The sequence below is a fragment of the Streptomyces coeruleofuscus genome (assembly GCF_039532725.1).
GTDB classification, from domain to species: Bacteria; Actinomycetota; Actinomycetes; order Streptomycetales; family Streptomycetaceae; genus Streptomyces; species Streptomyces coeruleofuscus.
In genome coordinates this window covers 1-25514 of the sequence record NZ_BAAASE010000002.1, presented here as the reverse complement: position 1 = coordinate 25514, position 25514 = coordinate 1, and the positions used below count along the sequence as shown (strand labels likewise).

Here is a 25514-nt window from a genome sequence, read left to right as displayed (position 1 = left end):
GCGTTCTGTCGTGTTCTCTCTGAGGGACGCACGGTCCGTGTGATGCGTTCACCGAGGGATCGGTCCGAGCGGCCCGATCGGTTCACGCGCCGCCCTCGCGCCCGTGTCAGCTCGCGGGCTCCGGTGTGGGGGTGTCGCCGACGACCTTCCCGTAGTCGTTGTGCGTGCGGTACTCCTCGTCGAACCGGCCGGAGGTCCATCGGTACGTGATCACGTTCTCCCCGGAGGGACTCGACACCGGGTCGCCCTTGTCGTACACCTGCTTGGTCACGACCAGGTCGCCGCGGTCGATCTCCGCGTAGACCGGGGGTTCCTCGGCCTTGAACACATTCTGGTACGAGCCGTCCTGCTCGCGGTACACGTAACTGCCGACACCCACCGCGTCACCGCAGGTCAGCACGTTGACGACGACGTCGTCGGCCGATCCGCCGGTCATGTTGCCGTAGGACACGTCGACGGGGTACTCGTCGGCGACGCACGGCTTCAGCTCGCGCTTCACCTCGGGGGAGACCTTCGGGTCGTCCTTGACGAGCCGGACGGCGTCGACCGCGTCGGGCGTCTTCGACGGCTCGGCGGACGGTGTGGCCGCGGCGGCGCCCGCCACCGAGTCGGAGTGCGCCGGGCCCTCGTCACGGGCGCCGGTGCCGCCCGCGCCGCACGCGGACGCGAAAAGGCCGAGGGCGGCGAGCACGGCCAGCGCCGTACTCACCGCCTGGATGCTGGCCCGGGGCCGTGCAGACCCCTCGCCGGTCAGGCCGCGCACCGCTCCCGCTCCTCACGCTCCAGCGCGCGTGCGTCCAGATCGCGGGACTCCAGCTCCTCGCGGAGCCGGGCGAGCGCCCGGTGCAGCGTGCTCTTGACCGTACCGGCCGACATGCCGAGGGCGGCGGCCGTCTCCTCTGTGGACATCTGCTCCCAGTGTCGCAGCACGACGACACTGCGCTGCTTCGGGGCGAGCACCTTCATGATGTCCATCAGCAGGGCGCGGTCCGCGTGCTGCTCGGTGGAGTCGTCGACCGAGGCGTCCGGGAGCTGCTCGGTCGGCACCTCCTCCAGCTTGCGGGCCCGCCACCACTCCGTTCGCGTGTTGATCATCACCCGGCGCAGGTAGGCGTCCGCCAGCCGCTTGTCCTCGATGGTCTCCCAGCGGCCGTACGTCCGTACCAGCGCGGTCTGGAGCAGGTCCTGCGCGTCCGTCGGGTCCGGGACCAGACGGCGGGCACTGCGCAGCAGCGCGTCCTGCCGAGTGCGGACGTACTCCTCGAACTCGAGCACCTCGCCCTGCGCCATGGTGAACCGCCTTCCGCTTCCCCGTTACGGCCGGCTCCCCGCCGCCCGTGTACTGCCTGTGTTCCTTGGTCGTCCCGTGTCTTCCGGGAACGAAATTGAAGGTACGGAGGCGTTGTCACGGCACTGTCCGAAGCAGCCTTCGGCTAGCACTCGGCTGTCCGTCGGTTGTGTAACGGACGGGGGAACGGGGCATAGCAGTGGGCGTGTTGAGGTGGATTCGGGGTGATTTGTCCACCCCGATCACTGTGACGGGCGGCGACCCGTGTCTGTGACCCGGCTGTCCGTACGTCAGGTCAGCGGCAGCCGGTACAGCCCGCCCGCCAGCGGTTCCACCAGACCGTCGGCGACCAGACCGTCCAGGGCGCGGGCCCGCTGCACCGGCTCGTGCCACACCCGGTCCAGGGCCGACTGCGGAACCGGACCGTGGGCCTCCCGCAGGACGGCGAGCAACCGCCCGCGCACCTGCCGGTCGGTGCCCGCGTACGTCTGGCCGCGGCGCGGCGGCCCGTCGTGCTCCGGCTTGCCCGCCAGCCGCCACGCGCACTGCGCGGCGATCGGGCAGCGGTGGCACGACTCGCTCTTCGCCGTGCACACCAGCGCGCCCAGCTCCATGGAGGCGGCGGCCCAGCGGGCGGCGGTCGGCTCGTCCTCGGGCAGCAGCGCGCGGGCGAGCTTGCGCTCGGCGGCGGTGGTGGCGTTCGGCGGGTACTGCACGCCGGTGACCGCGCGGGCGAAGACCCGGCGCACATTGGTGTCCAGCACCGGGTGCCGCTGACCGTAGGCGAAGGAGGCGACTGCGGCGGCCGTGTACTCGCCGATGCCGGGCAGCGCCAGCAACTGGGCGTGGTCGGCCGGTACGTCACCGCCGTGCCGTTCCGTTATCGCGACGGCGGCACCGTGCAGCCTGAGGGCGCGGCGCGGGTAGCCGAGCCTGCCCCAGGCGCGGACCGCCTCGCCCGGCGCCTCCTTGGCCAGGTCGGCGGGGCGCGGCCAGCGGGCAAGCCACTGCTCGTAGACCGGCAGGACGCGGTTCACCGGCGTCTGCTGGAGCATGAACTCACTGACCATCACACCCCACGCCCCGGCCTCGGGGCGCCGCCACGGCAGGTCACGGGCGTTCTCGTCGAACCAGTCGATGACGGGGGAGTGCAGGCTCTCGCCGGAGGGCGGGCCGGACGCGGGGTCGCTGGGGCTGGTGTGCGGGGGCTTCGTGGGAGCAGTCATGGCCATTCGATCCTGCCACGCGGGGGCCGCGTTCCGGGCACACCACCACTCAAGAGGGACAGGCGTACCTGACGATCGGCAGCAGTGCCACCCCGCTGTCCGCCTATAGCGTCGGGCGAATGGAACGTCCTCGTCCCGCCGGAGCACCAGACGGCCGCGCCCTGCTCTGGACGGCCCTCGCCCTGCCCGCGCTCACGGCGGACCGGCTCGGGCTGAACGAGCCGCGTCCCCTGTGGCAGCAACTGGCCGGTGTGTCGGTGCTGGCGGTCGCGGCCGCCCTGTCCCGGCGGCTGCCGCTCGTGGCCTTCGGGCTGGCCGCCGCCCTGAGCCTCACCGCCGCCCCGGCCCTGTTCACCGTCTCCTACGGCCCGGCCCTCGGCGTGTTCGCGCTGCTGCTCGGGCTGCGGGCGGGCCGGGCGCGCCCCGCGGTGCTCTGCTTCGCGGCCGTCGGCTGCGCCGGCACCGCCCGGATCGTGCTCGTCGGCGTCGACCCGGCTCCCGAGTGGCTCGTCATGACGGGCACGCTGCTCTTCGGCTGCGTCTTCCCCTGGCTCTGCGGTCGTTATTGGCGGCAGAGCCGCGAGCTGGCCGAGGCGGGCTGGCTGCGCGCCGCCCGGCTGGAGGATGAGGCCCGCCTCGCCGAGGAACGCGCCCGGCTGCGCGAACGGGCCCGGATCGCCCAGGACATGCACGACTCCCTCGGCCACGAGCTGAGCCTCATCGCCCTGCGCGCGGGAGCCCTCCAGGTCGCCCCCGGACTCGCCGGCGAGCACCGGACCGCGGCGGCCGACCTGCGCGCGGCCGCCGCCGACGCCACGGACCGGCTGCACCGCATCATCGGCGTCCTGCGCGAGGACGACGACGAGCCCGTGCCGCTGGCCCCGGCGGGCGAGACCCTGGAACAACTCGTCGCCCGCGCCGCGGAATCGGGTCTGCCGGTGCGCTGGGAGCCCGTCGGGCAGGGCCCGGTCGCGGAGCCCGGCGGGGTCACCGAACGGCTGCTGTACCGCGTGGTCCGGGAGGCACTGACCAACGCGGCACGGCACGCACCGGGCGCTGCCGTGACCGTGGCGGTGACGGGGCGGGCCGCGGGGGCGGGGCGGGCCGCGGGCACGTCCGTCACCGTCACCAACGGACGGGCAACCGAGGACGGTTCGCGGCCCTCCCGGGGCGGCACGGGTCTGCTGGGGCTGCGCGCCGCCGTGACCGCCATCGGCGGCACCTTCGAGGCGGGCCCGCACAAGGAGGGCTTCCGGGTCCGGGCGTACGTCCCCGAGCAGCGGACCGCGGTCAGGCCGGCAGGCTCCGCCCGGGCGCCGTTCACACACGCCAGGCGTCGCTTCGCCGCCGGCCTCGGCGCCGCGGCCGGTGTGGGTGTCGTGCTCGTCGGTGCCGCCTTCGGCTGGTACGCGTACGCCGAGACGCACTCGGTGCTCGAACCCGCCGCCTACGCGAAACTGCGCGTGGGCACCCCGGTGGCCGAGGTCGAGCGCGTACTCCCCGAACGTGACGTGAACGACCCGCCCGACGACCGGGCCCCCGCCCCACCCGAGGGAGCCGACTGCCGCTACTACCGCGCCAGCGGCGAACTCTTCGTCTCCGTCGACCACTTCCGACTGTGCTTCGACGCCGGGCGGCTGGTCGCCAAGGACGTGGTGCCGGGCCTTGGCCTGTCCGGCGAAGGCCGAGAGGAATACGAGGAGTTCGCACGATGAGCACGGCGAGCACGGTGAGCACGGCGATCCGCGTGCTGCTGGCCGACGACGAGGCCCTCGTCCGGGCCGGAGTCCGCGCCATCCTGGGCAGCAGCGGCGTGACGGAGGTCGTCGCCGAGGCGGGCGACGGCCGCGAGGCGGTCGAGCTGGCCCGCGCCCACCGCCCGGACGTGGCCCTGCTCGACATCCGCATGCCCCGCCTGGACGGCCTCACGGCGGCGGAGGAGATCGTACGGACCGTGCCCGGCACGTCCGTCGCGATGCTCACCACCTTCTCCGAGGGCGCCTATGTGACCCGCGCCCTCGGCGGTGGCGCCACCGGCTTCCTGCTGAAGTCCGGGGACCCGTACGAACTGATCGCCGGCGTACGAGCTGTGGCGGCCGGTGCCGCGTTCCTGTCGCCCAAGGTGGCCCGGTACGTCATCGACGAGGGCCTCGGCGGCGGCCGCCTCACCCGCGAGGCACAGGCACGCACCCGTGTGGCGGTCCTGAGCCCCCGCGAACGCGAGGTGCTCGGACTGGTCGGCGCCGGCCTGTCCAACCCGGAGATCGCCGCCCGGCTGCACCTCGTCGAGGGCACGGTGAAGGCGTACGTGAGCACGGTCCTGGACCGGCTGGGCGTGCGCAACCGCGTGCAGGCGGCGATCGTGGCGTACGAGGCGGGGCTGGTGGAGTCGTGACGACCGGGTCGCGCGGCGGTGGGGGCGCGTCCCGGCTCGTGGATGCGCGGACCGGTCGGCTCAGCGCCGCGCGTGCGAGCCGTACGACGTGACGGGCGCCGTGCCCGGCCCGGTGAACCACCGCACGGCCGGCGCCGACGAGGTGCGCATCGCCCGGGCCAGCCGCGTCGCCGGGCCCGTGCCGAGCCGTACGGCGACGAGGGCGACCAGGATTCCCAGGCCCAGCCCCGCGACCACGTCGTGCGGATAGTGCACGCCGACGAAGACCCGGGAGAAGGCCATGAGCAGGGCGAGCGGGGCCGTCAGCCACAGGAGCGCGCGCCGGACCAGGGCCAGGGCGACCGCCGCGGCGCCCGCGATCGTGGCGTGGTTGGACGGGAAGGACCAGTCACCGTGCGGTGGGCACTCGGCGAGGGACGCGGCCGCACCGGCGACCGCCCGGCACGGACGCTCCTCCGTGACGGCTGACTTGAGCACTTCGCTGCACACGTACGCCACGGCCGTGGCCAGAGGTGCGAGAGCCGCGATCGCGAACGCGCGGGGACTGTCGCGGCGGGCACGCCACCAGCCGGCGGCGAACAGCGCGACGAAGACCAGCAGTCCGGCCTCCGTCCATATGCCGGCCCCGTGCCGTACCCACATCGGGGTGCCGTCGGCGAAGTCCGTGATGTCGCGGTAGAGCCCGCTGTCCTCGAAGTTCATGGTCACGGACGGTAGGTGGCAGGCCGATACCGTCACACCCAGCGATCGTCGCGTGCCGTACCTGTCGAAAGACAGGGGTGGGGCGGTGGTTTCCGGGATGATGATCCGGAAAAGTTGTGGTCCCGAGCGGCGGGTGGGACCGGCGAACGCGCCGATCTCTCGTAAGGTTTGCGCCGTGGGATCTCTGCGCAATCCGGTCGGGCCGCTTCCCTCCTCCATCTACTGGCGTCGGAGGGTCGTACTGGTGTCTGTGGTCGCCCTGTTGGCGCTGCTCACCACCTGGATCGTGACCATGGGCGGGGGCGGCGACGACCGCGGCAACGACGCCAACGGCAAGAATCCCGCGCCTTCCATCACGCCCGGCCCGTCGAGTTCGGGCCCGGCCATCAGCCAAGCGCCCGGCGGACGCGACGAGTCGGGCGGCGGGGGCTCCGGCGGCTCGTCGTCCGGGTCCGGGGACGGTTCCGGCGACGGCTCGGGTGACGGCTCGGGTGACGGCTCCGAGGGCGGTTCCGGCACAGGCTCCGGCGGCGGTTCCGGCGGCGGTTCCGGCTCCGGCGGGTCCGCCGGATCGGGTGGCGCCGGTGGCTCCGGGGACGGCACCACGTTGGGCGGGGTCGGCGTGGGCGACACGCTGCCGGCCGGTTCCACGCTGCCCAACTGCACCGCCAGCGTGGTCAAGTTCAGCCTGCGCAGCCGGCACAACGCCTACGACCCCGAGCAGACGCCCACGTTCCTGCTGACCGCGCGGAACATCTCCGGCAGCGACTGCAAGATCGATCTCGGACCGAAGAACGCGGTGTTCACGATCACCCCGGCGAGCTCGGACGACGACTACTGGTCCTCCGAGGACTGCCCCAAGGCCCCCGCGCGCCAGCTGTACCGGGTGCCCGCGGGCAGCGGCATCACCTACACCGTGAACTGGGACCGCAAGCCGAGCGCCCCCGAGTGCGCCACGCCTCCGGCGGGCTCGGCCGGCTCGGGCACGTACCTGGTGGAAGCAAAGGCTCCGGGCTTCGCGAAGGTGCAGACGTCGTTCGTGCTGTCGGCCGACTAGGCCCAGCGGCGGGGAACCCCGCAGCGGAGACACCTGAGGGCGGTACCCCTTGCCGGGTACCGCCCTCAGCCGTTCCAGCCGGTGCAGCCGGTGCAGTGCAAGCGCTAGGGCGGGTCCCCTAGACGTACCGCTCCAGGATCGACGACTCCGCCAGCCGCGACAGCCCCTCCCGGACGCTGCGCGCCCGGGCCTCGCCGACGCCGTCCACCGTCTGGAGGTCGTCGACGCTCGCGGCGAGCAGCTTCTGGAGGCCGCCGAAGTGTTCGACCAGGCGGTCGATGATCGCGCCGGGGAGCCGGGGCACCTTGGCGAGCAGGCGGAAGCCGCGCGGCGACACCGCCGAGTCCAGCGTCTCGGGCGAGCCGGTGTAGCCCAACGCGCGGGCCACCGTGGGCAGTTCGAGAAGCTCGGCGTGGGTGAGGGCGTCCAGCTCGGCCAGCGCCTCGTCGACCGTGCGGGAGCGCTTGGCGGTGGGCTCGGGGACGTAGTCCCGGACGACCAGCTCACGCTCGGGCTCCACACCGGCGATCAGCTCGTCGAGCTGGAGGGCCAGCAGCCGGCCGTCCGTGCCCAGCTCCACCACGTACTCGGCGATCTCCGTGGCGATGCGGCGCACCATCTCCAGGCGCTGGGCGACCGCCGAGACGTCCCGGACGGTGACCAGGTCCTCGATCTCCAGTGCCGACAGCGTGCCCGCGACCTCGTCGAGGCGGAGCTTGTAGCGCTCCAGGGTCGCCAGGGCCTGGTTGGCGCGGGACAGGATCGCCGCCGAGTCCTCCAGGACGCGGCGCTGGCCGTCCACGTACAGGGCGATCAGCCGCATCGACTGGGAGACCGAGACGACCGGGAAGCCGACCTGCTTGCTCACGCGGTCGGCGGTGCGGTGCCGGGTGCCCGTCTCCTCCGTGGGGATCCCCGGGTCCGGGACCAGCTGCACGCCCGCGCGCAGGATCTTCGACAGGTCCGAGGACAGCACGATGCCGCCGTCCAGCTTGCACAGCTCGCGCAGACGGGTCGCGGTGAACTCGACGTCCAGCACGAAACCGCCGCTGCACAGCGCCTCGACCGTCTTGTCGGAGCCCAGCACGATGAGACCGCCGGTGTTGCCGCGGAGCACCCGCTCCAGGCCGTCACGCAGGGCGGTGCCGGGTGCCACGGCGCTCAGTGAGGCGCGCATCAGGCCATCGGTACCGGCACTCCCGCCGGACTTTCCGGGAGCTGATGCCCGGTCGTTGGCTGCCACTGCACTCCTCCGGTCGCAGGTTCTGGGCGCCCCCGTGTCGCGCGCTCGGTTCGCACGGACGGGCGAGACCAGGGCAAAGTCTACCGGCGACCCTCCTCGTCCCGTGGGGCCTCTCTGCGACGGGACCGGGGGAGGACCCGCAGGGCGTCCCCTATGTCCGCGACTTCCAGGACCTTCATACCCGAGGGGATCTTGCCCGGGTCGCCCGGGACGAGGGCGTGTGTGAAGCCCAGACGGTGGGCTTCCGCCAGTCTGCGCTGCACGCCCGTGACCCGTCTCACCTCGCCCGCGAGGCCGACCTCCCCGATCGCGACGAGGTTCTTGGGGAGAGGTGTGTCACTCGCCGCGCTGGCCAGGGCGAGGGCGACGGCCAGGTCGGCGGCGGGTTCCGAGAGCTTCACACCGCCGACCGTCGCGGAGTAGATGTCCCTTTTGCCCAAGGCGCTGATCCGGCCGCGCTGTTCCAGCACCGCGAGCATCATCGACACCCGGGAGGTCTCCAGACCCGAGGTGGTGCGGCGCGGGGAGGGGATCTGCGAGTCGACCGTGAGCGCCTGGACCTCGGCGACCAGCGGGCGGCGGCCCTCCAGGGTGACGGTCAGGCAGGTGCCCGGGACCGGTTCGGCCCGACGGGTCAGGAAGAGCCCGCTCGGGTCGGCCAGGCCCGTGATGCCCTCGTCGTGCAGCTCGAAGCAGCCGACCTCGTCGGTGGTGCCGTAGCGGTTCTTGACGCCGCGGACGAGACGGAGGCGGGCGTGCCGGTCGCCCTCGAAGCTCAGGACGACGTCCACGAGGTGCTCCAGCAGGCGCGGGCCCGCGATGGCGCCGTCCTTGGTGACATGGCCCACGAGCAGCGTGGACATGCCGCGCTCCTTGGAAGCCCGGATCAGGGCTCCGGCGACCTCCCGCACCTGGGCCATGCCGCCGGGCGCCCCGTCGATCTCCGGTGAGGCCACCGTCTGCACCGAGTCCAGGATCAGCAGCGACGGCTTCACCGCGTCCAAGTGGCCGAGCACCGCCGCCAGGTCCGTCTCGGCCGCCAGGTACAGGTGGTCGTCGATGGCGTGGATGCGGTCGGCGCGCAGCCGGACCTGGCTCGCCGACTCCTCGCCCGTGACGTACAGCGTGCGGTGCTCGTCGCTCGCCGACTTGGCCGCCACGTCGAGCAGCAGGGTCGACTTGCCGACGCCCGGCTCGCCCGCGACCAGCACCACCGCGCCGGGGACGAGCCCGCCGCCGAGCACGCGGTCCAGCTCGGGCACGCCGGTGGAGCGGGCGGTGGCCTGGCGGCCGTCCACCTGGCCGATGGGCAGGGCGGAGGTGGTGACCCGCCCCGGTGCCGTCGTACGGACCGCGGGCGCGCCGTATTCCTCGATCGTCCCCCAGGCCTGGCACTCGGGGCAGCGGCCGAGCCACTTCGCCGTCTGCCAGCCGCACTCCGTGCAGCGGTAGGACGGGCGGTCCTTGGTGGTCTTCGTACGGGCAGCCATGGACAAGACCGTAGCCGTCGGCACTGACAACGCGGTTCCCGACCGGCTCGGCCACCTGCGCGCCAGGGACCCGCCACCCCGCGCCAGCGGCGGAACCACTGGTTCATGTCCCCGTTTGAGGGATCGTTTCACCCGTACGGATTAAATGTGCTCAAGCCGCCTGAAGGTGCCACTCCCGGCCGCCTACGGTCGCCGAATGATGAGCAGTACTCCGGAGATCTCGACCCGCTCCACCCGCACGACCGGCCCGCACCGGGCGCACCGGGAAGCGCGTGACCGCGGGGCGGCGCGCACGCTGGCGCAGCGGCCGCCCGCGCGCTACGAGCCCTACCTGGACGGCCTGTTCACCTACTGCCTGTCCGTGCTGTGCGACCACGACGCCGCGACCGCCGCCCTCGGCGGCGCCCTGGCGCTCGCCGAACGCCGCGGCAAGCACGTCCCCGACGCCCCCGCCGACCGCAGGGCGTGGCTGTACGCGCTGGCCCGCTGGGCGTGTCTGCGCAAGCTGGCCGAGGCCAAGCAGAAACGTCAGAGCAGCCACGCCGCGGGCCGCCCGCAGCGCGCCGACCGGCCGGCCGGCCCCACCGTCTCCGAGGAGGTCCAGGAGCGGCGGCGGCGCGAACTGGCCCTGCTGGCCTGGCCGGAGGCGGCCGGCACTACCCCGGAGCAGCGCGAGGCACTCGAACTGGCCGTGCGTCACCACCTCGCCGCCCAGGAGGTCGCCGCCGTCCTGGGCATGGACCCGGCCGCCGCCCGCGATCTCCTCGCCTCCGCCGCCTGCGAGGTGGAACGCACGCGTGCGGCCCTGGCCGTGGTCGAGACCGGAGCGTGTCCGAGCGTCGCGCACCTCGTCGGCGACGACCGGCCCGTGCTCGGCACTACCCTGCGCCGCGAACTCGTCCGGCACGTCGACGACTGCCCGCGCTGCCGCCGCACCGCCGAGCGCGCCATCCCCGGCCGCTGGCCCGGCACCAGCGTCACACCCGCCGAACTGCCCGTCCTGCCGGCCCCGCGCGCGGCCGTGCACGTCGCCATGACCCACCACGCACGCGCGCGTGGCGCCGGACCCCGCTTCGACCGGCGCGGCTTCCCGATGGACCCCAAGGACCGCGCTGCACGAAGGGACCGCCTCCGCGCGCGTGCCGTCACCACGACCGTCGTCGCCACCGTCGTGGCCGCCCCCGTGCTCGCCCTGTGGGCCGCCTACCGGGGCACCCCCGTCGGCGAGGGCCAGGACGGCCGCTCCGCCTCCGCACGCGAGGCGGACGACCCGTTCGCCCTGGACGGCGAGATGGCCGGCGGCGGCTACGAGAACACCGGCAACGCGAGCACCAGACCCGGCCCCCGCTTCGGCAAGAACGGCAAGGCCGACGTCTCCGTGGAGGTCATCGGCGTCGCCGGCGCCGGCAAGAGCGCCCTGGACGTCACGGCGGACAACAGCGGAGACACCACCCTCGTCACCCTGACCGCCACGGGCCCGTCCCCGGTCCGCTGGTCCGCGTCCACCGGAGCGGACTGGCTCTACCTGAGCCAGTCGTCGGGAACGCTCCGGCCCGGCGAGTCGTTGACGATCAAGGTGTACGTGGACCATCTGCGGGAGCCCTCCGGCCCCTGGCGCGCCCAGGTGGCGATCGCCCCGGTGGGCGCCGTCGTCCACATCGAGGGCTTCGGCACCGCGCCCAGCCCGTCCGACCCCGGCCCGCGTCCGGACCCCCACCCCGGCGGCCCGAGCGACCCGCCTTCGACCCGGCCCGACCCGACGCCCACGACGTCGGCCCCACCGGACCCGACACCGACCACCCCGCCCCCGTCACCCGACCCGGACCCCACACCCACGGACCCGGAGCCGACCGAGCCGACGGAGCCGACGCCCCCGTCCTCGGACGGCGGCGACGCGGGCCCGCCCACGTCCTAGACGGCCGTAACAGCCCTGGAAGTCCTGGGTGCCGTAGTGGTCGCGCGCGTCAGCCGGCCGGGTCGGCGGGATGCGGCGCCAGCAACGGCAGCTGCGAGGCCAGCCGCTCCTCGCACAGCTCCACCAGCCGGTCGTAACCGGCCTTGCCCATCAGCTCGATCAGCTCCGGCCGGTAGGAGACGTACACCGGCTCGCCCGCGCCGTGCGCCGAGGTCGCCGAGGTGCACCACCAGTGCAGGTCGTGGCCGCCCGGCCCCCAGCCGCGGCGGTCGTACTCACCGATCGACACCTGGAGCACGCGCGTGTCGTCGGGCCGGTCGATCCACTCGTAGGTCCGCCGCACCGGCAGCTGCCAGCACACGTCCGGCTTGGTCTCCAGCGGCTCGCGGCCCTCCTTCAGGGCGAGGATGTGCAGCGAGCAGCCCGCGCCGCCCGCGAAGCCGGGCCGGTTCTGGAAGATGCACGAGCCCTGGAAGGGGCGTGTCTGCCGGTCGCCGTCCTCGTCCTCGGAGACCCAGCCGTTCTTCGTGCCCTCGGCGTGGTGCTGCCAGACGTCCGGCGTGAGCCTCGCCACATGCTCGGCGACCCGCTTCTCGTCGTCCTCGTCGGAGAAGTGGGCACCCAGCGTGCAGCACCCGTCGTCCGCGCGGCCGGCCTGGATGCCCTGGCAGCCGCTGCCGAAGATGCAGTTCCAGCGAGAGGTCAGCCATGTCAGATCGCAGCGGAAGACCTGCTCGTCGTCCGCCGGATCGGGAAACTCCACCCACGCACGGGCGAAGTCGAGGCCCTTCTCGTCGGACCGCGGGGCGCTCGGTGATTTGTCGCGCTTCGCCTTTTTCGTCTTTGGCACGAGTCCAGGGTACGGGCCTTGTACCCACACCGAGGACGGCGGACGGCACTCCTGGCAGTAGCGTTCCGTACATGAGACTCGGTGTCCTCGACGTGGGATCGAACACGGTGCATCTGCTCGTGGTGGACGCGCACCCCGGCGCGTGCCCGTTGCCCGCGCACTCGCACAAGGCGGAACTGCGCCTCGCGCAGCTCCTCGACGACGACGGCGCGATCGGCCCCCAGGGCGTCGACCGGCTGGTCTCGGTCGTCCAGGAGTCGCTCCAGGCCGCCGAGGACAAGGGCGTCGAGGACCTCCTGACGTTCGCCACCTCCGCCGTGCGCGAGGCCCGCAACGCCGACGACGTCCTGGCGCGCGTGCGCACCGAGACCGGCGTCGAGCTCCAGGTCCTCACCGGCGAGGAGGAGGCCCGTCTCACCTTCCTCGCCGCCCGCCGCTGGTTCGGCTGGTCGGCCGGGAAACTGCTGGTCCTGGACATCGGCGGCGGCTCCCTGGAGATCGCCTACGGCATCGACGAGGAGCCCGACGCGGCCGCGTCCCTGCCGCTGGGCGCCGGCCGCCTCACCGCCGGGTGGCTGCCCGGCGACCCGCCCGCCCCGGACGACGTGCGGGCCCTGCGCCGCCACGTCCGGACCGAGGTCGCCCGCACGGTCGGCGAGTTCAGCCGCTTCGGCCCGCCCGACCGCGTCGTCGCCACGTCCAAGACCTTCAAGCAGCTCGCCCGCATCGCCGGAGCCGCCCGCTCCGCCGAGGGCCTCTACGTCCAGCGCGAACTCAAGCGGAAGTCCCTGGAGGAATGGGTCCCGAGGCTGGCCGGCATGACGGAGGCGGAACGGGCCGAACTCCCGGGCGTCTCGGAGGGCAGGGCGGGCCAGTTGCTGGCGGGGGCCCTGGTGGCCGAGGCCGCGATGGACCTCTTCGGCGTGGAGCGCCTGGAAATCTGCCCGTGGGCGCTGAGGGAGGGCGTGATCCTGCGTCGCCTGGATCACATGGAGTCCGTTTAGGGGGCCTTGCACCATGCCCGCCCGTGGCAAACACCACAACGGCGAATAGGCACCCCGCTCCACCCCGACCACACCCCGTAATCTGTCCTGCATGGCAGAGCCAGCCGTAAGGATCCCGGACGCGAAGGTCGCCCTGTCGACGGCCTCGGTCTACCCGGAGTCGACGGCCACGGCCTTCGAGATCGCCGCGCGCCTCGGCTACGACGGAGTCGAGGTCATGGTCTGGACCGACCCCGTGAGCCAGGACATCGAGGCCCTGCGCAGACTCAGCGACTACCACCAGATCCCGGTCCTGGCCGTGCACGCCCCCTGCCTGCTCATCACGCAGCGCGTCTGGTCCACGGACCCCTGGACCAAGCTCCAGCGGGCCCGCGCGGCGGCCGAGAAGCTCGACGCGAGCACCGTCGTCGTCCACCCGCCCTTCCGCTGGCAGCGCCAGTACGCCAGGGACTTCGTCGCGGGCATCTGGCGCATGGCGAACGAGACGGACGTACGGTTCGCCGTCGAAAACATGTACCCCTGGCGCTACCGCGACCGCGAGATGCTCGCGTACGCCCCCGACTGGGACGTGACGAAGGACGACTACCGCCACTTCACGATCGACCTCAGCCACACCGCGACGGCCCGCAGCGACGCGCTGGCCATGGTCGACCGCATGGGCGACCGCCTGGGCCACGTCCACCTCGCCGACGGCAGGGGCTCGGTCAAGGACGAGCACCTCGTGCCCGGCCGCGGCAACCAGCCCTGCGCCGAGGTGCTGGAACGGCTCGCCCTGACCGGCTTCGACGGGCACGTCGTGATCGAGGTCAACACCCGCCGCGCCATGTCCAGCGCGGAGCGCGAGGCCGACCTGGCGGAGGCGCTGGCCTTCACGCGCCTGCACCTGGCCTCGGCGGCGAAGGTGCCGAGGCGATGAGCGAGGGCGCCGAGCCGATGACCGAAACGGCGAGACGATGAGCGACCGGCCCCCGACCGGCACCCCCACCGGCACGGGCACCACCGCCCGCCGCCGGGGCCGCCCCCCGCGCACGGAGTCGGCCGACACCCGGGACCGCATCCTGACCGCCGCCCGCGACGAGTTCTCCGAGCGCGGCTACGAGAAGACCTCCGTGCGCGGCATCGCCAAGGCGGCCGGGGTCGACTCGGCGCTCGTGCACCACTACTTCGGGACGAAGGAACAGGTCTTCGAGGCGGCGATCACCCAGGCCTTCGGACCCGCCCTCCAGGCGCCGAAGGCCATCGAGGAGGGCCCGCTCGACGGCGTGGGGGAGCGCCTGGCCCGCTTCTTCTTCGGCGTCTGGGAGAACCCGGCCACCCGCACGCCCCTGCTCGCCATCGTCCGCTCCGCCGTCACCAACGAGACGGCGGCCGCCGTCTTCCGCCGTATCGTCGCCACCCAGGTGCTGCGCCGCATCGCGGGGCGACTGGACCTGCCGGACGCCGAACTGCGGGCCGAGCTCGCCGCCGCCCAGCTCGTGGGCACCGCGATGCTGCGGTACGTCATCAAGGTCGAGCCGCTGGCCTCGGCGGACGCCGAGCAGATCATCGCGCGGCTGGCACCGGTCGTCCAGGGACACCTGACCGAACCGTAGGCCTCACGCAGACGTCGGCCGAGACAGGTATCCCGTATTACGGACACTCCGTCCCGCCCTCTGGATGACCGGCGTACGCTCGGTAGCAGTCAGAAATCTCCGAATCCTCTGACGCAGTCTCTGAAGGAGCGAGCGACGATGCCCGAGCTGAGGTCCCGCACAGTCACCCACGGCCGCAACATGGCGGGCGCCCGCGCCCTTATGCGCGCCTCCGGTGTACCGGGTGCGGACATCGGCCGCAAGCCGATCATCGCGGTCGCCAACAGCTTCACGGAGTTCGTGCCGGGCCACACCCACCTCCAGCCGGTCGGCCGGATCGTCAGTGAGGCGATCGTCGAGGCCGGCGGCATCCCGCGCGAGTTCAACACGATCGCGGTCGACGACGGCATCGCGATGGGCCACGGCGGCATGCTCTACAGCCTCCCCTCCCGCGACCTGATCGCGGACAGCGTGGAGTACATGGTCGAGGCCCACTGCGCCGACGCCCTGATCTGCATCTCCAACTGCGACAAGATCACCCCGGGCATGCTCAACGCGGCCCTGCGCCTGAACATCCCGACGGTCTTCGTCTCCGGCGGCCCGATGGAGTCCGGCCGGGCCACGCTGGTCGACGGCACGGTCCGCACGCTGGACCTGGTCGACGCGATGTCCGAGGCCGTGAACGAGAAGATCTCGGACGAGGACATCCTCCGCATCGAGGAGAACGCCTGCCCGACCTGCGGCTCGTGTTCCGGCATGTTCACAGCCAACTCGATGAACTGCCTCACCGAGGCCATCGGCCTCTCCCTCCCCGGCAACGGCTCGGTCCTGGCCACCCACACGGCCCGCAAGAAGCTGTACGTCGACGCGGCCAACACGGTCATGGACATCACCCGCCGCTACTACGAGCAGGACGACGACACGGTCCTGCCGCGCAACATCGCGACCTTCGCGGCCTTCGAGAACGCCATGGCCCTCGATATCGCGATGGGCGGCTCCACCAACACGATCCTGCACCTGCTGGCCGCGGCCCAGGAGGCCGGCGTCCCCTTCGGCCTGGAGGAGATCGACGCGGTCTCCCGCCGGGTCCCTTGCCTGGCCAAGGTGGCGCCGAACGTCGCCAAGGACCGCACGTACTACATGGAGGACGTGCACCGCGCCGGCGGCATCCCCGCCCTCCTCGGCGAGCTGCACCGCGGCGGCCTGCTCAACGAGGACGTGCATTCGGTCCACAGCCCGTCCCTGGCCGACTGGCTGAAGACCTGGGACGTGCGCGGCGGCTCCCCGTCGCCCGAGGCGATCGAGCTGTGGCACGCGGCCCCCGGCTGCGTCCGCTCCGCCGAGGCCTTCTCCCAGTCCGAGCGCTGGGAGGCCCTCGACGAGGACGCCGGTGGCGGCTGCATCCGCTCCGTCGAGCACGCGTACTCCAAGGACGGCGGCCTCGCGGTCCTCAAGGGCAACCTCGCGGTCGACGGCTGCGTGGTGAAGACGGCCGGAGTCGACGAGTCGATCTGGACCTTCGAGGGCCCGGCGGTCGTCTGCGAGTCGCAGGAGGAGGCCGTCGAGAAGATCCTGCTGAAGCAGATCAAGGAGGGCGACGTCGTCGTCATCCGCTACGAGGGCCCCAAGGGCGGCCCCGGCATGCAGGAGATGCTCTACCCGACCTCGTACCTGAAGGGCCGCGGCCTCGGCAAGAGCTGCGCCCTGATCACCGACGGCCGCTTCTCCGGCGGCACCTCCGGCCTCTCCATCGGGCACGCCTCGCCCGAGGCGGCGGGCGGCGGCACCATCGCCCTCGTCGAGGACGGCGACCGCATCCGCATCGACATCCCGAACCGCTCCATCGAGCTCCTCGTCGACGACGCCGAGCTGGCCCGCCGCGAGCAGGCGCTGAACGGCGTGTACGCCCCGAAGAACCGCGACCGCAAGGTCTCGGCGGCCCTGCGGGCCTACGCGGCGATGGCGACCAGCGCGGACAAGGGCGCCGTGCGGGACGTGTCCATGCTCGGCTGAGCGTTCTCCCTGCGCAAAGGGCCGCTCCCGGTCTCCCGGGGCGGCCCTTACGCCTACGTCCTACCAGCCGGCCGGATCGCGCCCGTTCACGGCGAAGACGGTCCCGTCCGGCGCCCCGGCGTAGACCCGGTCGTCCACGAGCACGGGCTCGGGAAGCGCGGCCGGAACCCGATCCGACCGGTCGCCCAGCCGCGGAGACGTCTGCCCGACGAGCTTTCCGCGCCGCGCGTCTACGGCGAGCAGCCGCCCGTCCGGCACGGTCACGTAGACGTACCGGTCGTCGGCGACCGGCTTCGACCCCCGGACGACACCCGTCTCCAGGCTCCACCGCTGCTTGCGCGCCTCCAGATCGACGGCGACCAGCGCCCCACCCGTCGCCATGAGGTGAACGACGTCCCCGCGCACACTCCCCTCCACCTGCTGCAACGGAATACGCAACGGCACCCGCACGCTCGCCCGGCTCTCCGGGTCGTAGCGCACCACGGCCCGCGCATCCCCGCGCAAGGCGTCGACCGACACGAACACGACCGCCCCGTCCACAGCCCCGAGGGGCTGCAACGACCCCTCCAGCCGCGCGTCCCACCGCACGTCGCCCGTGCCCGGATCCACCGCCGTGACCTTCGTGCCGGACCCGTCGCCGGACACGCTCGCCGCGTACGCCAGCGGATCACCGGGGAACGAGACGAAGTACGGCGTGTCCTGTCCCGGAATCCGATGGCGCCACTTCACCTCACCCGAGGCGCTCTCCACCGCGGTGACCGTGCCGTCGGCCGCGGTGAGCAGCAGCATGCCGCCGACGGCCCGCAGCCCCCCGTACCCGGGCAGTTCCTGCCGCCGCTCCACGTCCCCCGAGCCGGGGTCGAGCATCGTCACCCGCGGCCCCTGGCCCAGCCCGGCCGGCACCAGCCCGCCCGACACGACCGGAGCCCCACTGGGCGGCCCGCTCGCGGCGGCCCCCTCCAGGGGATGCCGCCACAGCAGCCGCCCGTCGACCGGATCGAGAGCGAAGACCAGCCCGGTCTGCGCACACAGCAGCTTCCCTGCCGCGTACGAGCACTGAGGCATGCTCTTCCCGGACAACGGCGGCGCCTCCCACGCGGCGAAGGCGGCCGACGTGGTCCGCGGAGCGGTGACCTCGGGCGCCGGACTCCCGCCCACGAACACGGGGACCGCCGCCAGCGCACCGGCGACGGCCAGCCCGAGAGCCCCGGCACCGAGAGCCGCCCGCCTGCCGAGCCGCAACCTGGACCGGCGCTCCCCGGACCCGGACGCCGGAAGCCCCGGCCCCCCGCCGCCCTGCTCGGCAGCCTCCGCCTCCGCCTCTTCCTCCGCCGGAACCTCGTCCACACGCTGCGCGGGTATGAACGCCTGCGTGTCGTACGAGGCCGACACCGACCGCAGTTCCCGCATCAACTCGTCGGGGGAGGGCCGGTCCTCGGGCTCCTTGGCGAGACACCGCAGCACGAGCGGCGCCAGCTCTTCCGGTACACCGGCCAGCTCGGGCTCGTCGTGCACGACCTGATAGGCGACGACGTAAGGGCTGTCGGAGTCGAACGGCCCCCGCCCGGTCGCCGCGTGCACCATGACGGACCCGAGGGCGAACACATCGGCGGCGGGCCCCACTTCCCTCGGCCGCCGGAACTGCTCGGGCGCCATGAAGGGCGGCGTACCGATCAGCTTCCCGGTCTCGGTCCGCAACTCGCTGTCCTTTGGCCGGGAAATGCCGAAGTCGATGACCTTCGGCCCGTCCTCGGCGAGCAGGACGTTGCTCGGTTTCAGGTCCCTGTGCACCACGCCGACCCGGTGGATGTCACGCAGGGCCTCCGCGAGCCCGGCCATCAGCCGGCGCAACTGCGCCGGCGCCAAGGGCCCGTTCCGTTTCACCTCCTGGGCCAGCGTCGGGCCTGGGATGAACAGCGTGGCCATCCAGGGTCGTCCGGCCTCGGGATCGGCATCCACGACAGGTGCGGTGAAGGCGCCGCTGACCCGCCGGGCCGCCCCGACCTCCTGCCGGAAACGCCCCCTGAACTCCGGGTCCTTGGCGAACTCCGCGTGCACGACCTTCACGGCGAGCTTCATCCCGGATGTACTACGGGCCAGATGGACGACTCCCATGCCGCCCGAGCCCAGACAGGAATCAAGCCGGTAGTGACCGGCGTACTCAGGAAGTTCCGCTTCCGGGCCCGCTCCGACGTTCCGCTGTGGCGCCATGGGACCACCCCCGTGCTGTTCGTCCGCGCGCGCGACGCACGGAGCCTAGTCGATGACTCGTCCGGGACAGAGGCGGCTTGCTAGCCTCCGCTGGCGAGTCACGCACAGGTGTTTGATGGCGTGATTCAGGGGAATCAACGGGACTCCATGGCAGCCATGGGGTTCAACGGGGGAGGTTTTCATGTCAGTCGAGCCTGTCGAAAAGGCCGAGCGCGGCACCCACGAGACCGGCATGCCGCTGGTCACCACACTGGCCGCGGCGGCCACGTACTTCTCGATCGCACCGGGCGTCAGCCTCAACGTCCGCAGCGGTCCCGGCACCGGCTACCCGATCGTCAAGATCCTGCCCGAGGGGTCCCGAGTCCCGATCCACTGCCAGACACCCGGCACCAGGGTCACGGGCCCGTACGGCACGACGAACATCTGGGACAACATCGCGAGCGGCCAGTACGTCTCGGACGCCTACGTGAACACGGGCAGCGACGGCTACATCCGACCGCGCTGCGGCTGACCTGCGGTAGCCGGGCCGGGTAGCCGGGCCGGGTTGCTCGGCATTGGTGCTGAGGCGGGGTGGGCGCGCAGCCCGGCGGAGCGGGGTACCGCTGCGCCCACCCGTGCCGTCCTTAGCGGCACGATTGCCCGCAGCTAGGGCGACCACGACACCCCCCCGACACGTCCCCTTCCATGCGACGGTAGGCGCTACGCGCCCCCCACCGAAGCCGCACAGGCCGCCGCAGGCATACGACCGATCACACGCGCCGAGTCATAATCGACCGGTGAGCGCAGAGAACGGCACCCCGGCGACCCCCACGGCCCCCACGGACGGCCCCCGCCCCGAGCCGATCCGCTTCTTCGGCACGACCTGGCTGAACCACGACAACGGCTACACCGCCCGCCGCATCGGCGTCGCCATCGGCTCACTCGCCACCGCGGTCGTCTCCTGCCTCGTCCTCCGCCTCGCCTACCAGGGCCTCCAGATCGCCGCGATCGGCGGATTCGTGACCCTGCTCATGGTCGTGATGTTCGCGATCTGCAGCGCGATGGCCTTCCGCCACACCTGGGACGGCTTCACCCGCCGCCCCGACCCCGACCGCCAGGCATCTCTCCGCGGCCTCTTGACCATCGGTTTCGTCGGCTCCCTCCTCGCCTACTTCTTCCGCTCCCTCACCGAGGCCCCCGGCGAGCGGCTCCACCGCGAGGAGTACGAGGCAGCGCGCAAGCACCACGAGAAGCGCACGACCCGCCGCTCGGGCAACCCGTCGAAAAAGCGCCGCCGCGCATAACCCCCGGCCTCTCACCGAAAACTCACCGCCCCCCACCCCCACCCCGGCCACCATGGCCGTATGGCCCAACACCCCTCCACCCCCCACCCCACCGGAGCCGAACCCACCCCCGAGCCCCCCACCCCAACGCGACCCACGCCCACTTCCCCAGCCACACCCACCGCCCGCTCCACCACCCGCGCCCACTCCTTCAACACCGCCGCAGCCCAGTACGCGGCCAACCGCCCCTCCTACCCCCCAGCCCTCTTCGACGCGATAGAAGCCCTGGCCGACCGCCCCCTCCCCGGCTCCCGCGTCGCAGACATCGGCGCCGGCACCGGCATAGCCACCGCCCTCCTCCACGCCCGCGGCGCGAACGTCATCGCCGTGGAACCCGGCGACGGCATGGCGGCGCAGTTCCGCAGCACCCTCCCCGGCCTCCCGATCATCCGCGGCACCGGCGACGACCTGCCCCTCGCCGACGCCTCCGTCGACCTCGTCACCTACGCCCAGGCCTGGCACTGGACCGACCCCGCCCGGTCCGTCCCGGAGGCCCTCCGCGTCCTGCGCCCCGGCGGCGCCCTCGCCCTCTGGTGGAACACCGACGCCCTCGACGTGCCGTGGATCGCCGAGTCAGCCGCCCGCACGGAGCGCCACTTCGGCATCGACGTCTCCGCGGAGAAGCGGAACGTCAACGCCCGCGCCGCCGACCCCACCGGCCGCCTCGACTTCACCCGCCGCACGGTCCGCTGGAGCCGCCGCGTCCCCGTCGACACCCACCTCGCGAACATCGGCAGCCACTCGGTCTTCCTGGTCAACGACGAGGAGCACACCGCGTCCTTCCTGGCCGAGGAGCGCGAGCACCTCCTCAAGGCCTTCCCGGACGGCATCGTCGAGGAGGTCTACGAGGTGGTCCTCCTCCTCGCGAAGACTCCTGCTTGACGCACCCCACCGTCAGGAGCATTATTCATCACATGATGAATAATGCTCCTGACCCACCACGCCCCACCGCCATCACCACGGAACGGGCAGCCGTCCTCGCCGAGAACCTCACCGTCACCCGAGGCCCCCGCGCGGTCCTGCGCAACCTCGGCTTCACGATCCCCCGCGGCCAGATCACCGGCCTGCTGGGCCCCTCCGGCTGCGGCAAGTCCACCCTCATGCGCGCCATCGTCGGCACCCAGGCAAAGGTCACCGGCACCCTCGACGTCCTCGGCCGGCCCGCCGGCCACCCCACCCTGCGCACCCGCATCGGCTACGTCACCCAGGCCCCGTCCGTCTACGACGACCTGACGGTCCGCCAGAACCTCGACTACTTCGCCGCGATACTCGACCCCGGCCGGTCCGCCGCCGAACGCCGCCACGACAACGTCACCCGCGCGATAGCCGACGTCGACCTCACCACCCACGCCGACGCCCTGGCCGGCAACCTCTCCGGCGGTCAGCGCAGCCGCGTCTCCCTGGCCGTCGCCCTCCTCGGCACCCCCGAACTCCTGGTCCTCGACGAGCCGACCGTCGGCCTCGACCCGGTCCTGCGCCGCGACCTCTGGACCCTCTTCCACGACATCGCGGAGAGCCGCGGCGCGACCCTCCTCGTCTCCTCCCACGTCATGGACGAGGCCGAGCGCTGCCACCGCCTCCTCCTCATGCGCGAAGGCGAGCTCCTCGCCGACGACACCCCGCAGGCCCTGCGCACCCGCACCGGCGCGGAGACCGTCGAGGAGGCCTTCCTCCACCTGGTCGACGAGGCGAAGGCGGCGGCCCGCACGAAGGAGACGACGCGATGACCCCCACGATCACCACCCGCACGACCACCCCCACCACCACCCCACCGAGGGCCCTGAACGCCTCCCGGACCACCGCCACCGCAACCCGCGTCCTGCGCCAGCTCGCCCACGACCCCCGCACCATCGCGCTGCTGATCCTCATCCCCTGCGTGATGCTGTTCCTGCTGCGCTACGTCTTCGACGGCAGCCCCCGCACCTTCGACAGCATCGGCGCGTCCCTGCTCGGGATCTTCCCGCTGATCACGATGTTCCTGGTGACCTCCATCGCCACCCTGCGCGAACGCACCTCGGGCACCCTCGAACGCCTCCTCGCCATGCCCCTCGGCAAGGGGGACCTCATCGCCGGCTACGCCCTGGCCTTCGGCACCCTCGCGATCATCCAGTCCGCCCTGGCCACGGGCCTCGCGGTCTGGTTCCTCGGCCTCGACGTCATCGGCAGCCCCTGGCTCCTCCTCCTGGTGGCCCTCCTCGACGCCCTCCTGGGCACGGCCCTCGGCCTCTTCGTCTCGGCCTTCGCGGCCTCGGAGTTCCAGGCGGTCCAGTTCATGCCGGCGGTGATCTTCCCCCAGCTCCTCCTCTGCGGCCTGTTCACGCCCCGCGACGACATGCACCCGGTCCTGGAGGCCATCTCCGACGTCCTCCCCATGTCCTACGCGGTGGACGGCATGAACGAGGTCCTCCGCCACACGGACATGACCGCCACCTTCGTCCGCGACATCCTGATCGTCGCGGGCTGCGCACTCCTGGTCCTGATGCTCGGAGCGGCAACCCTCAGGCGCCGGACGGCGTAGACACCGAACCGCCCTGCCGGCATCCCGCCCACCGGACACGCCCCCCGCCCCACCACCCGCGAGTGCGAGGATGAACCCGGACGACGCGCAACCTCCGGAGGGCACCGAAAGCCATGACCCAGAAAGTCGCAGTCCTCGGCACCGGCAAGATCGGCGAAGCCCTGATCAGCGGAATGATCCGAGCCGGCTGGACCCCGGCCGACCTCCTGGTCACCGCCCGCCGCCCGGAACGAGCCGAAGAGCTCCGCACCCGCTACGGCGTCACCCCGGTCACCAACCCGGAAGCCGCGAAGATCGCCGACACCCTGATCCTCACGGTCAAACCGCAGGACATGGGCACTCTCCTCGACGAACTCGCCCCCCACGTCCCCGCCGACCGCCTGGTCGTCAGCGGCGCCGCCGGCATCACCACCGCGTACTTCGAGGAGCGCCTCGCACCCGGCACCCCGGTCATCCGCGTCATGACGAACACCCCCGCCCTGGTCGACGAGGCGATGTCCGTCATCTCCGCCGGCACGCACGCCACCGCCGACCACCTCGCCCACACCGAGGAGATCTTCGGCGCCGTCGGCAAGACCCTCCGCGTCCCCGAGTCCCAGCAGGACGCCTGCACGGCCCTCTCCGGCTCCGGCCCGGCCTACTTCTTCTACCTGGTCGAAGCCATGACCGACGCCGGCATCCTCCTCGGCCTGCCCCGCGACAAGGCCCACGACCTGATCGTCCAGTCCGCGATCGGCGCCGCGACGATGCTCCGCGACAGCGGCGAACACCCGGTCAAACTCCGCGAGAACGTCACGTCCCCCGCCGGCACGACGATCAACGCCATCCGCGAACTCGAGAACCACGGCGTACGAGCCGCCCTCATCGCCGCCCTCGAAGCCGCCCGCGACCGCAGCCGCGCCCTGGCCACCGGCAACAACAGCTGAGCACCGCGGGTGTCGGGCGGGCGACCCACCCGACACCCGCACCACTCTCCTCACACCCTCAGCACGGCCCCACCCGCGTCCGCCGCCGCCGGCACCGCCGGCAGCAACCCGATGGCGCGATAAGCGGCATCCACGGTCGGCCGGGACATCCCCCGAGCCCGCTCCGCCCCGTCCCGCAGCACCCCCTCCACATAGCCGGGATCCGCACACAACTCCTTGTGCCGCTCCTGCACGGGCCTGAGCACCTCGACCACAGCCTCCGCGGTGTCCTTCTTCAACGCCCCGTACGACGTGTACGCCCCGCTCAGCTCCTCAGGACTCCCACCCGAGCACGCCGCGAGGATCTCCAGCAGATTGGCGAGCCCCGGCCGGGCCTCCCGGTCGTACTCGACCTCCCGCCCGCTGTCGGTCACGGCCCGCATGACCTTCTTCCGCACCACGTCCGGCTCGTCCAGCAGATAGACGATGCCCGGCCCGACGTCGTCGCTCTTGCCCATCTTCGACGTCGGATCCTGGAGGTTCATCACCCGCGCCGCCACCCCCGGACGCGTGGCCCGAGGCACCACGAACGTATGCCCGTACCGCTGGTTGAACCGCACCGCCAGATCCCGCGTGAGCTCGACATGCTGCACCTGGTCGTCCCCGACCGGCACCTCATCAGCCCCGTACGCCAGGATGTCCGCCGCCATGAGCACGGGATACGTCAGCAGCGACAGCCGCACACTCCCGCCCCGCCGCTGCTCCCGCGCGGCCTTCTCCTTGTACTGGATCATCCGCCGCATCTCACCGTCGGTGGCCACGCACTCCAGCACGTACGACAGCCGGGCGTGCTCGTCCACATGACTCTGCACGAACAGCGTGCACAGCTCCGGATCCAGCCCGGACGCCAGCAACAGGGTCGCCGCCTGCCGGCTCAGCCTGCGCACCCGCGCGGGATCGTGGTCCACGGTCAGCGCGTGCAGATCGACGACACAGAACAAGGCGTCGGCCTCGTACTGGTCGACGGAAGCCCACCGCCGCATGGCTCCCAGATAGTTCCCCAGCGTCAGATGCCCCGTCGGCTTGACCCCGCTGAAGACCCGTGTCATCTCTCCTCCACCTTCCGGTCGTGACCGCCGCCCCGGCGGCCGCCCCTCGGTGGTCCGGAGGGAGAAACAAGAACGGCCGCCGAAGCGGCGGCCGTTGAGTGCATACGTGAGGACGGCCGCCGTCAGGCGGCCCACCACAGCTGGGTACACGTACGCGTCGTCATGCAGCCCAGACTACGCCCCGGGAGTGCCGCCCGCCCTTGAGTTGACACGCCCAGACCCCATCCGTAGTGTTCTCCGAGTTGCCCGACGTGAGCGCCGACTCCGGTCGGTCCCCGGGCAGCCAATCCGCAGGTACCAACCACTACTCGACGAAGTAGTTCTGTCGTCGTTTCATTGGCATGCGTATTTACGGAATGAGGAATCCCCGTTCGAAAGGACGTGGCCCCCGATTGGCTCGGGAGCCGGGGAATCCGCTAAAGTCTCACTCGTCGGAACGGCCCAACAGTCGCGAAGACACACCCTGCTGACAGGGAATCGGGCCCGAAAGGATCTGATAGAGTCAGAACCGCCGGAAAGGGAAACGCGGAAGCGGAAACCTGGAAAGCACCGAGGAAATCGGGTCGAGAAAAGATCTGATAGAGTCGGAAACGCAAGACCGAAGGGAAGCGCCCGGAGGAAAGCCCGAGAGGGTGAGTACAAAGGAAGCGACCGTTCCTTGAGAACTCAACAGCGTGCCAAAAGTCAACGCCAGA

Annotated in this window: 23 protein-coding genes; 14 read left to right on the top strand and 9 right to left on the bottom strand. The window is 72.1% G+C overall.

Annotated elements, in window-relative coordinates:
* Positions 1–106 precede the first annotated feature (106 nt).
* The 3 genes from ABFX81_RS07170 to ABFX81_RS07160 form a co-directional block, all read right to left on the bottom strand.
* Entirely contained in the window at positions 107–763 is a 657-nt protein-coding gene (locus tag ABFX81_RS07170) for a hypothetical protein (protein WP_346137794.1), read from the bottom strand.
* Positions 751–1290, bottom strand: coding sequence for a SigE family RNA polymerase sigma factor (locus ABFX81_RS07165; protein WP_059423502.1), 540 nt, complete (start codon positions 1288–1290; stop codon positions 751–753). Before ABFX81_RS07165 ends, ABFX81_RS07170 begins: the two co-directional genes overlap by 13 nt.
* A gap of 288 nt (positions 1291–1578) precedes the next feature.
* Positions 1579–2514 (bottom strand): HhH-GPD family protein, encoded by a 936-nt coding sequence (locus ABFX81_RS07160; RefSeq protein ID WP_086839364.1) that lies wholly within the window; start codon positions 2512–2514, stop codon positions 1579–1581.
* 119 nt (positions 2515–2633) lie between these two features.
* Here ABFX81_RS07160 and ABFX81_RS07155 point away from each other — a divergent pair, with 119 nt between their 5' ends.
* Together ABFX81_RS07155 and ABFX81_RS07150 are read left to right on the top strand one after the other, a co-directional pair.
* On the top strand, positions 2634–4229 hold the full coding sequence (locus tag ABFX81_RS07155) for a sensor histidine kinase (protein WP_346137793.1): 1596 nt from the start codon (positions 2634–2636) through the stop codon (positions 4227–4229).
* On the top strand, positions 4226–4909 hold the full coding sequence (locus tag ABFX81_RS07150; RefSeq protein ID WP_346137792.1) for a response regulator: 684 nt from the start codon (positions 4226–4228) through the stop codon (positions 4907–4909). Before ABFX81_RS07155 ends, ABFX81_RS07150 begins: the two co-directional genes overlap by 4 nt.
* 60 nt (positions 4910–4969) lie before the next feature.
* On the opposite strand, the gene ABFX81_RS07145 is transcribed toward ABFX81_RS07150, so the two are convergent.
* On the bottom strand, positions 4970–5611 hold the full coding sequence (locus tag ABFX81_RS07145) for a phosphatase PAP2 family protein (RefSeq protein WP_346137791.1): 642 nt from the start codon (positions 5609–5611) through the stop codon (positions 4970–4972).
* A gap of 175 nt (positions 5612–5786) precedes the next feature.
* On the opposite strand from ABFX81_RS07145, the gene ABFX81_RS07140 reads away from it, so the two are divergent.
* Positions 5787–6668, top strand: a complete 882-nt coding sequence (locus ABFX81_RS07140) for a hypothetical protein (protein WP_086850962.1) — start codon at positions 5787–5789, stop codon at positions 6666–6668.
* Between the two features lie 118 nt (positions 6669–6786).
* Here the strand turns inward: ABFX81_RS07140 and disA are convergent, their stop codons facing one another.
* Positions 6787–7911, bottom strand: coding sequence for a DNA integrity scanning diadenylate cyclase DisA (gene disA, locus ABFX81_RS07135; protein WP_086850960.1), 1125 nt, complete (start codon positions 7909–7911; stop codon positions 6787–6789).
* Positions 7912–7991: 80 nt separating this feature from the next.
* On the bottom strand, positions 7992–9401 hold the full coding sequence (gene radA, locus ABFX81_RS07130) for a DNA repair protein RadA (protein WP_086850964.1): 1410 nt from the start codon (positions 9399–9401) through the stop codon (positions 7992–7994).
* Between the two features lie 196 nt (positions 9402–9597).
* On the opposite strand from radA, the gene ABFX81_RS07125 reads away from it, so the two are divergent.
* Positions 9598–11316, top strand: a complete 1719-nt coding sequence (locus ABFX81_RS07125; protein ID WP_086850958.1) for a BACON domain-containing protein — start codon at positions 9598–9600, stop codon at positions 11314–11316.
* Between the two features lie 49 nt (positions 11317–11365).
* Here ABFX81_RS07125 and ABFX81_RS07120 read toward each other — a convergent pair whose 3' ends face one another.
* The gene (locus ABFX81_RS07120) at positions 11366–12166 is read right to left on the bottom strand and encodes a DUF3109 family protein (RefSeq protein WP_086850956.1); all 801 of its coding nucleotides are present in this window, start codon (positions 12164–12166) and stop codon (positions 11366–11368) included.
* A 71-nt stretch (positions 12167–12237) separates the two neighbouring features.
* Here ABFX81_RS07120 and ABFX81_RS07115 point away from each other — a divergent pair, with 71 nt between their 5' ends.
* The 4 genes from ABFX81_RS07115 (at position 12238) to ilvD (ending at position 16754) form a co-directional block, all read left to right on the top strand.
* Positions 12238–13170: a Ppx/GppA family phosphatase gene (locus ABFX81_RS07115; RefSeq protein WP_346137790.1), complete on the top strand. Its 933-nt coding sequence runs from the start codon at positions 12238–12240 to the stop codon at positions 13168–13170.
* Between the two features lie 91 nt (positions 13171–13261).
* On the top strand, positions 13262–14086 hold the full coding sequence (locus ABFX81_RS07110) for a TIM barrel protein (protein ID WP_086852423.1): 825 nt from the start codon (positions 13262–13264) through the stop codon (positions 14084–14086).
* Between the two features lie 37 nt (positions 14087–14123).
* Entirely contained in the window at positions 14124–14762 is a 639-nt protein-coding gene (locus tag ABFX81_RS07105) for a TetR/AcrR family transcriptional regulator (protein ID WP_086852425.1), read from the top strand.
* Between the two features lie 138 nt (positions 14763–14900).
* A complete protein-coding gene (gene ilvD, locus ABFX81_RS07100; RefSeq protein ID WP_086852427.1) occupies positions 14901–16754 on the top strand; it encodes a dihydroxy-acid dehydratase in 1854 nt (617 codons plus the stop codon).
* Between the two features lie 60 nt (positions 16755–16814).
* Here the strand turns inward: ilvD and ABFX81_RS07095 are convergent, their stop codons facing one another.
* Positions 16815–18965 carry a protein kinase domain-containing protein gene (locus ABFX81_RS07095; protein WP_086852430.1) on the bottom strand — a complete coding sequence of 717 codons (2151 nt, stop codon included), beginning with the start codon at positions 18963–18965 and terminating at the stop codon, positions 16815–16817.
* A 181-nt stretch (positions 18966–19146) separates the two neighbouring features.
* Here ABFX81_RS07095 and ABFX81_RS07090 point away from each other — a divergent pair, with 181 nt between their 5' ends.
* The 6 genes from ABFX81_RS07090 to proC all read left to right on the top strand — a co-directional run bounded on the left by ABFX81_RS07090 (position 19147) and on the right by proC (position 23731).
* Positions 19147–19476, top strand: coding sequence for an SH3 domain-containing protein (locus ABFX81_RS07090; protein WP_086852432.1), 330 nt, complete (start codon positions 19147–19149; stop codon positions 19474–19476).
* A gap of 265 nt (positions 19477–19741) precedes the next feature.
* Positions 19742–20248 (top strand): EamA/RhaT family transporter, encoded by a 507-nt coding sequence (locus ABFX81_RS07085; RefSeq protein ID WP_346137789.1) that lies wholly within the window; start codon positions 19742–19744, stop codon positions 20246–20248.
* 60 nt (positions 20249–20308) lie between these two features.
* Positions 20309–21169, top strand: coding sequence for a class I SAM-dependent methyltransferase (locus ABFX81_RS07080; RefSeq protein WP_346137788.1), 861 nt, complete (start codon positions 20309–20311; stop codon positions 21167–21169).
* Between the two features lie 32 nt (positions 21170–21201).
* Positions 21202–22014, top strand: coding sequence for an ABC transporter ATP-binding protein (locus ABFX81_RS07075; protein ID WP_346137787.1), 813 nt, complete (start codon positions 21202–21204; stop codon positions 22012–22014).
* Entirely contained in the window at positions 22011–22805 is a 795-nt protein-coding gene (locus tag ABFX81_RS07070) for an ABC transporter permease (protein ID WP_346137786.1), read from the top strand. Before ABFX81_RS07075 ends, ABFX81_RS07070 begins: the two co-directional genes overlap by 4 nt.
* 113 nt (positions 22806–22918) lie before the next feature.
* Positions 22919–23731 carry a pyrroline-5-carboxylate reductase gene (gene proC / locus ABFX81_RS07065; protein ID WP_150482330.1) on the top strand — a complete coding sequence of 271 codons (813 nt, stop codon included), beginning with the start codon at positions 22919–22921 and terminating at the stop codon, positions 23729–23731.
* Between the two features lie 50 nt (positions 23732–23781).
* On the opposite strand, the gene trpS is transcribed toward proC, so the two are convergent.
* Entirely contained in the window at positions 23782–24819 is a 1038-nt protein-coding gene (trpS, locus tag ABFX81_RS07060; protein WP_086850433.1) for a tryptophan--tRNA ligase, read from the bottom strand.
* Positions 24820–25514 lie beyond the last annotated feature (695 nt).

Bases quoted from the DNA above. Each gene is read 5' to 3' on its own strand.
- ABFX81_RS07165 (WP_059423502.1), bottom strand. From the start codon at position 1,290: ATGGCGCAGGGCGAGGTGCTCGAGTTCGAGGAGTACGTCCGCACTCGG.
- ABFX81_RS07160 (WP_086839364.1), bottom strand. From the start codon at position 2,514: ATGACTGCTCCCACGAAGCCCCCGCACACCAGCCCCAGCGACCCCGCG.
- ABFX81_RS07155 (WP_346137793.1), top strand. From the start codon at position 2,634: ATGGAACGTCCTCGTCCCGCCGGAGCACCAGACGGCCGCGCCCTGCTC.
- ABFX81_RS07150 (WP_346137792.1), top strand. From the start codon at position 4,226: ATGAGCACGGCGAGCACGGTGAGCACGGCGATCCGCGTGCTGCTGGCC.
- ABFX81_RS07145 (WP_346137791.1), bottom strand. From the start codon at position 5,611: ATGAACTTCGAGGACAGCGGGCTCTACCGCGACATCACGGACTTCGCC.
- radA (WP_086850964.1), bottom strand. From the start codon at position 9,401: ATGGCTGCCCGTACGAAGACCACCAAGGACCGCCCGTCCTACCGCTGC.
- ABFX81_RS07125 (WP_086850958.1), top strand. From the start codon at position 9,598: ATGATGAGCAGTACTCCGGAGATCTCGACCCGCTCCACCCGCACGACC.
- ABFX81_RS07115 (WP_346137790.1), top strand. From the start codon at position 12,238: ATGAGACTCGGTGTCCTCGACGTGGGATCGAACACGGTGCATCTGCTC.
- ABFX81_RS07110 (WP_086852423.1), top strand. From the start codon at position 13,262: ATGGCAGAGCCAGCCGTAAGGATCCCGGACGCGAAGGTCGCCCTGTCG.
- ABFX81_RS07105 (WP_086852425.1), top strand. From the start codon at position 14,124: ATGAGCGACCGGCCCCCGACCGGCACCCCCACCGGCACGGGCACCACC.
- ilvD (WP_086852427.1), top strand. From the start codon at position 14,901: ATGCCCGAGCTGAGGTCCCGCACAGTCACCCACGGCCGCAACATGGCG.
- ABFX81_RS07095 (WP_086852430.1), bottom strand. From the start codon at position 18,965: ATGGCGCCACAGCGGAACGTCGGAGCGGGCCCGGAAGCGGAACTTCCT.
- ABFX81_RS07090 (WP_086852432.1), top strand. From the start codon at position 19,147: ATGTCAGTCGAGCCTGTCGAAAAGGCCGAGCGCGGCACCCACGAGACC.
- ABFX81_RS07080 (WP_346137788.1), top strand. From the start codon at position 20,309: ATGGCCCAACACCCCTCCACCCCCCACCCCACCGGAGCCGAACCCACC.
- ABFX81_RS07075 (WP_346137787.1), top strand. From the start codon at position 21,202: ATGATGAATAATGCTCCTGACCCACCACGCCCCACCGCCATCACCACG.
- ABFX81_RS07070 (WP_346137786.1), top strand. From the start codon at position 22,011: ATGACCCCCACGATCACCACCCGCACGACCACCCCCACCACCACCCCA.
- proC (WP_150482330.1), top strand. From the start codon at position 22,919: ATGACCCAGAAAGTCGCAGTCCTCGGCACCGGCAAGATCGGCGAAGCC.
- trpS (WP_086850433.1), bottom strand. From the start codon at position 24,819: ATGACACGGGTCTTCAGCGGGGTCAAGCCGACGGGGCATCTGACGCTG.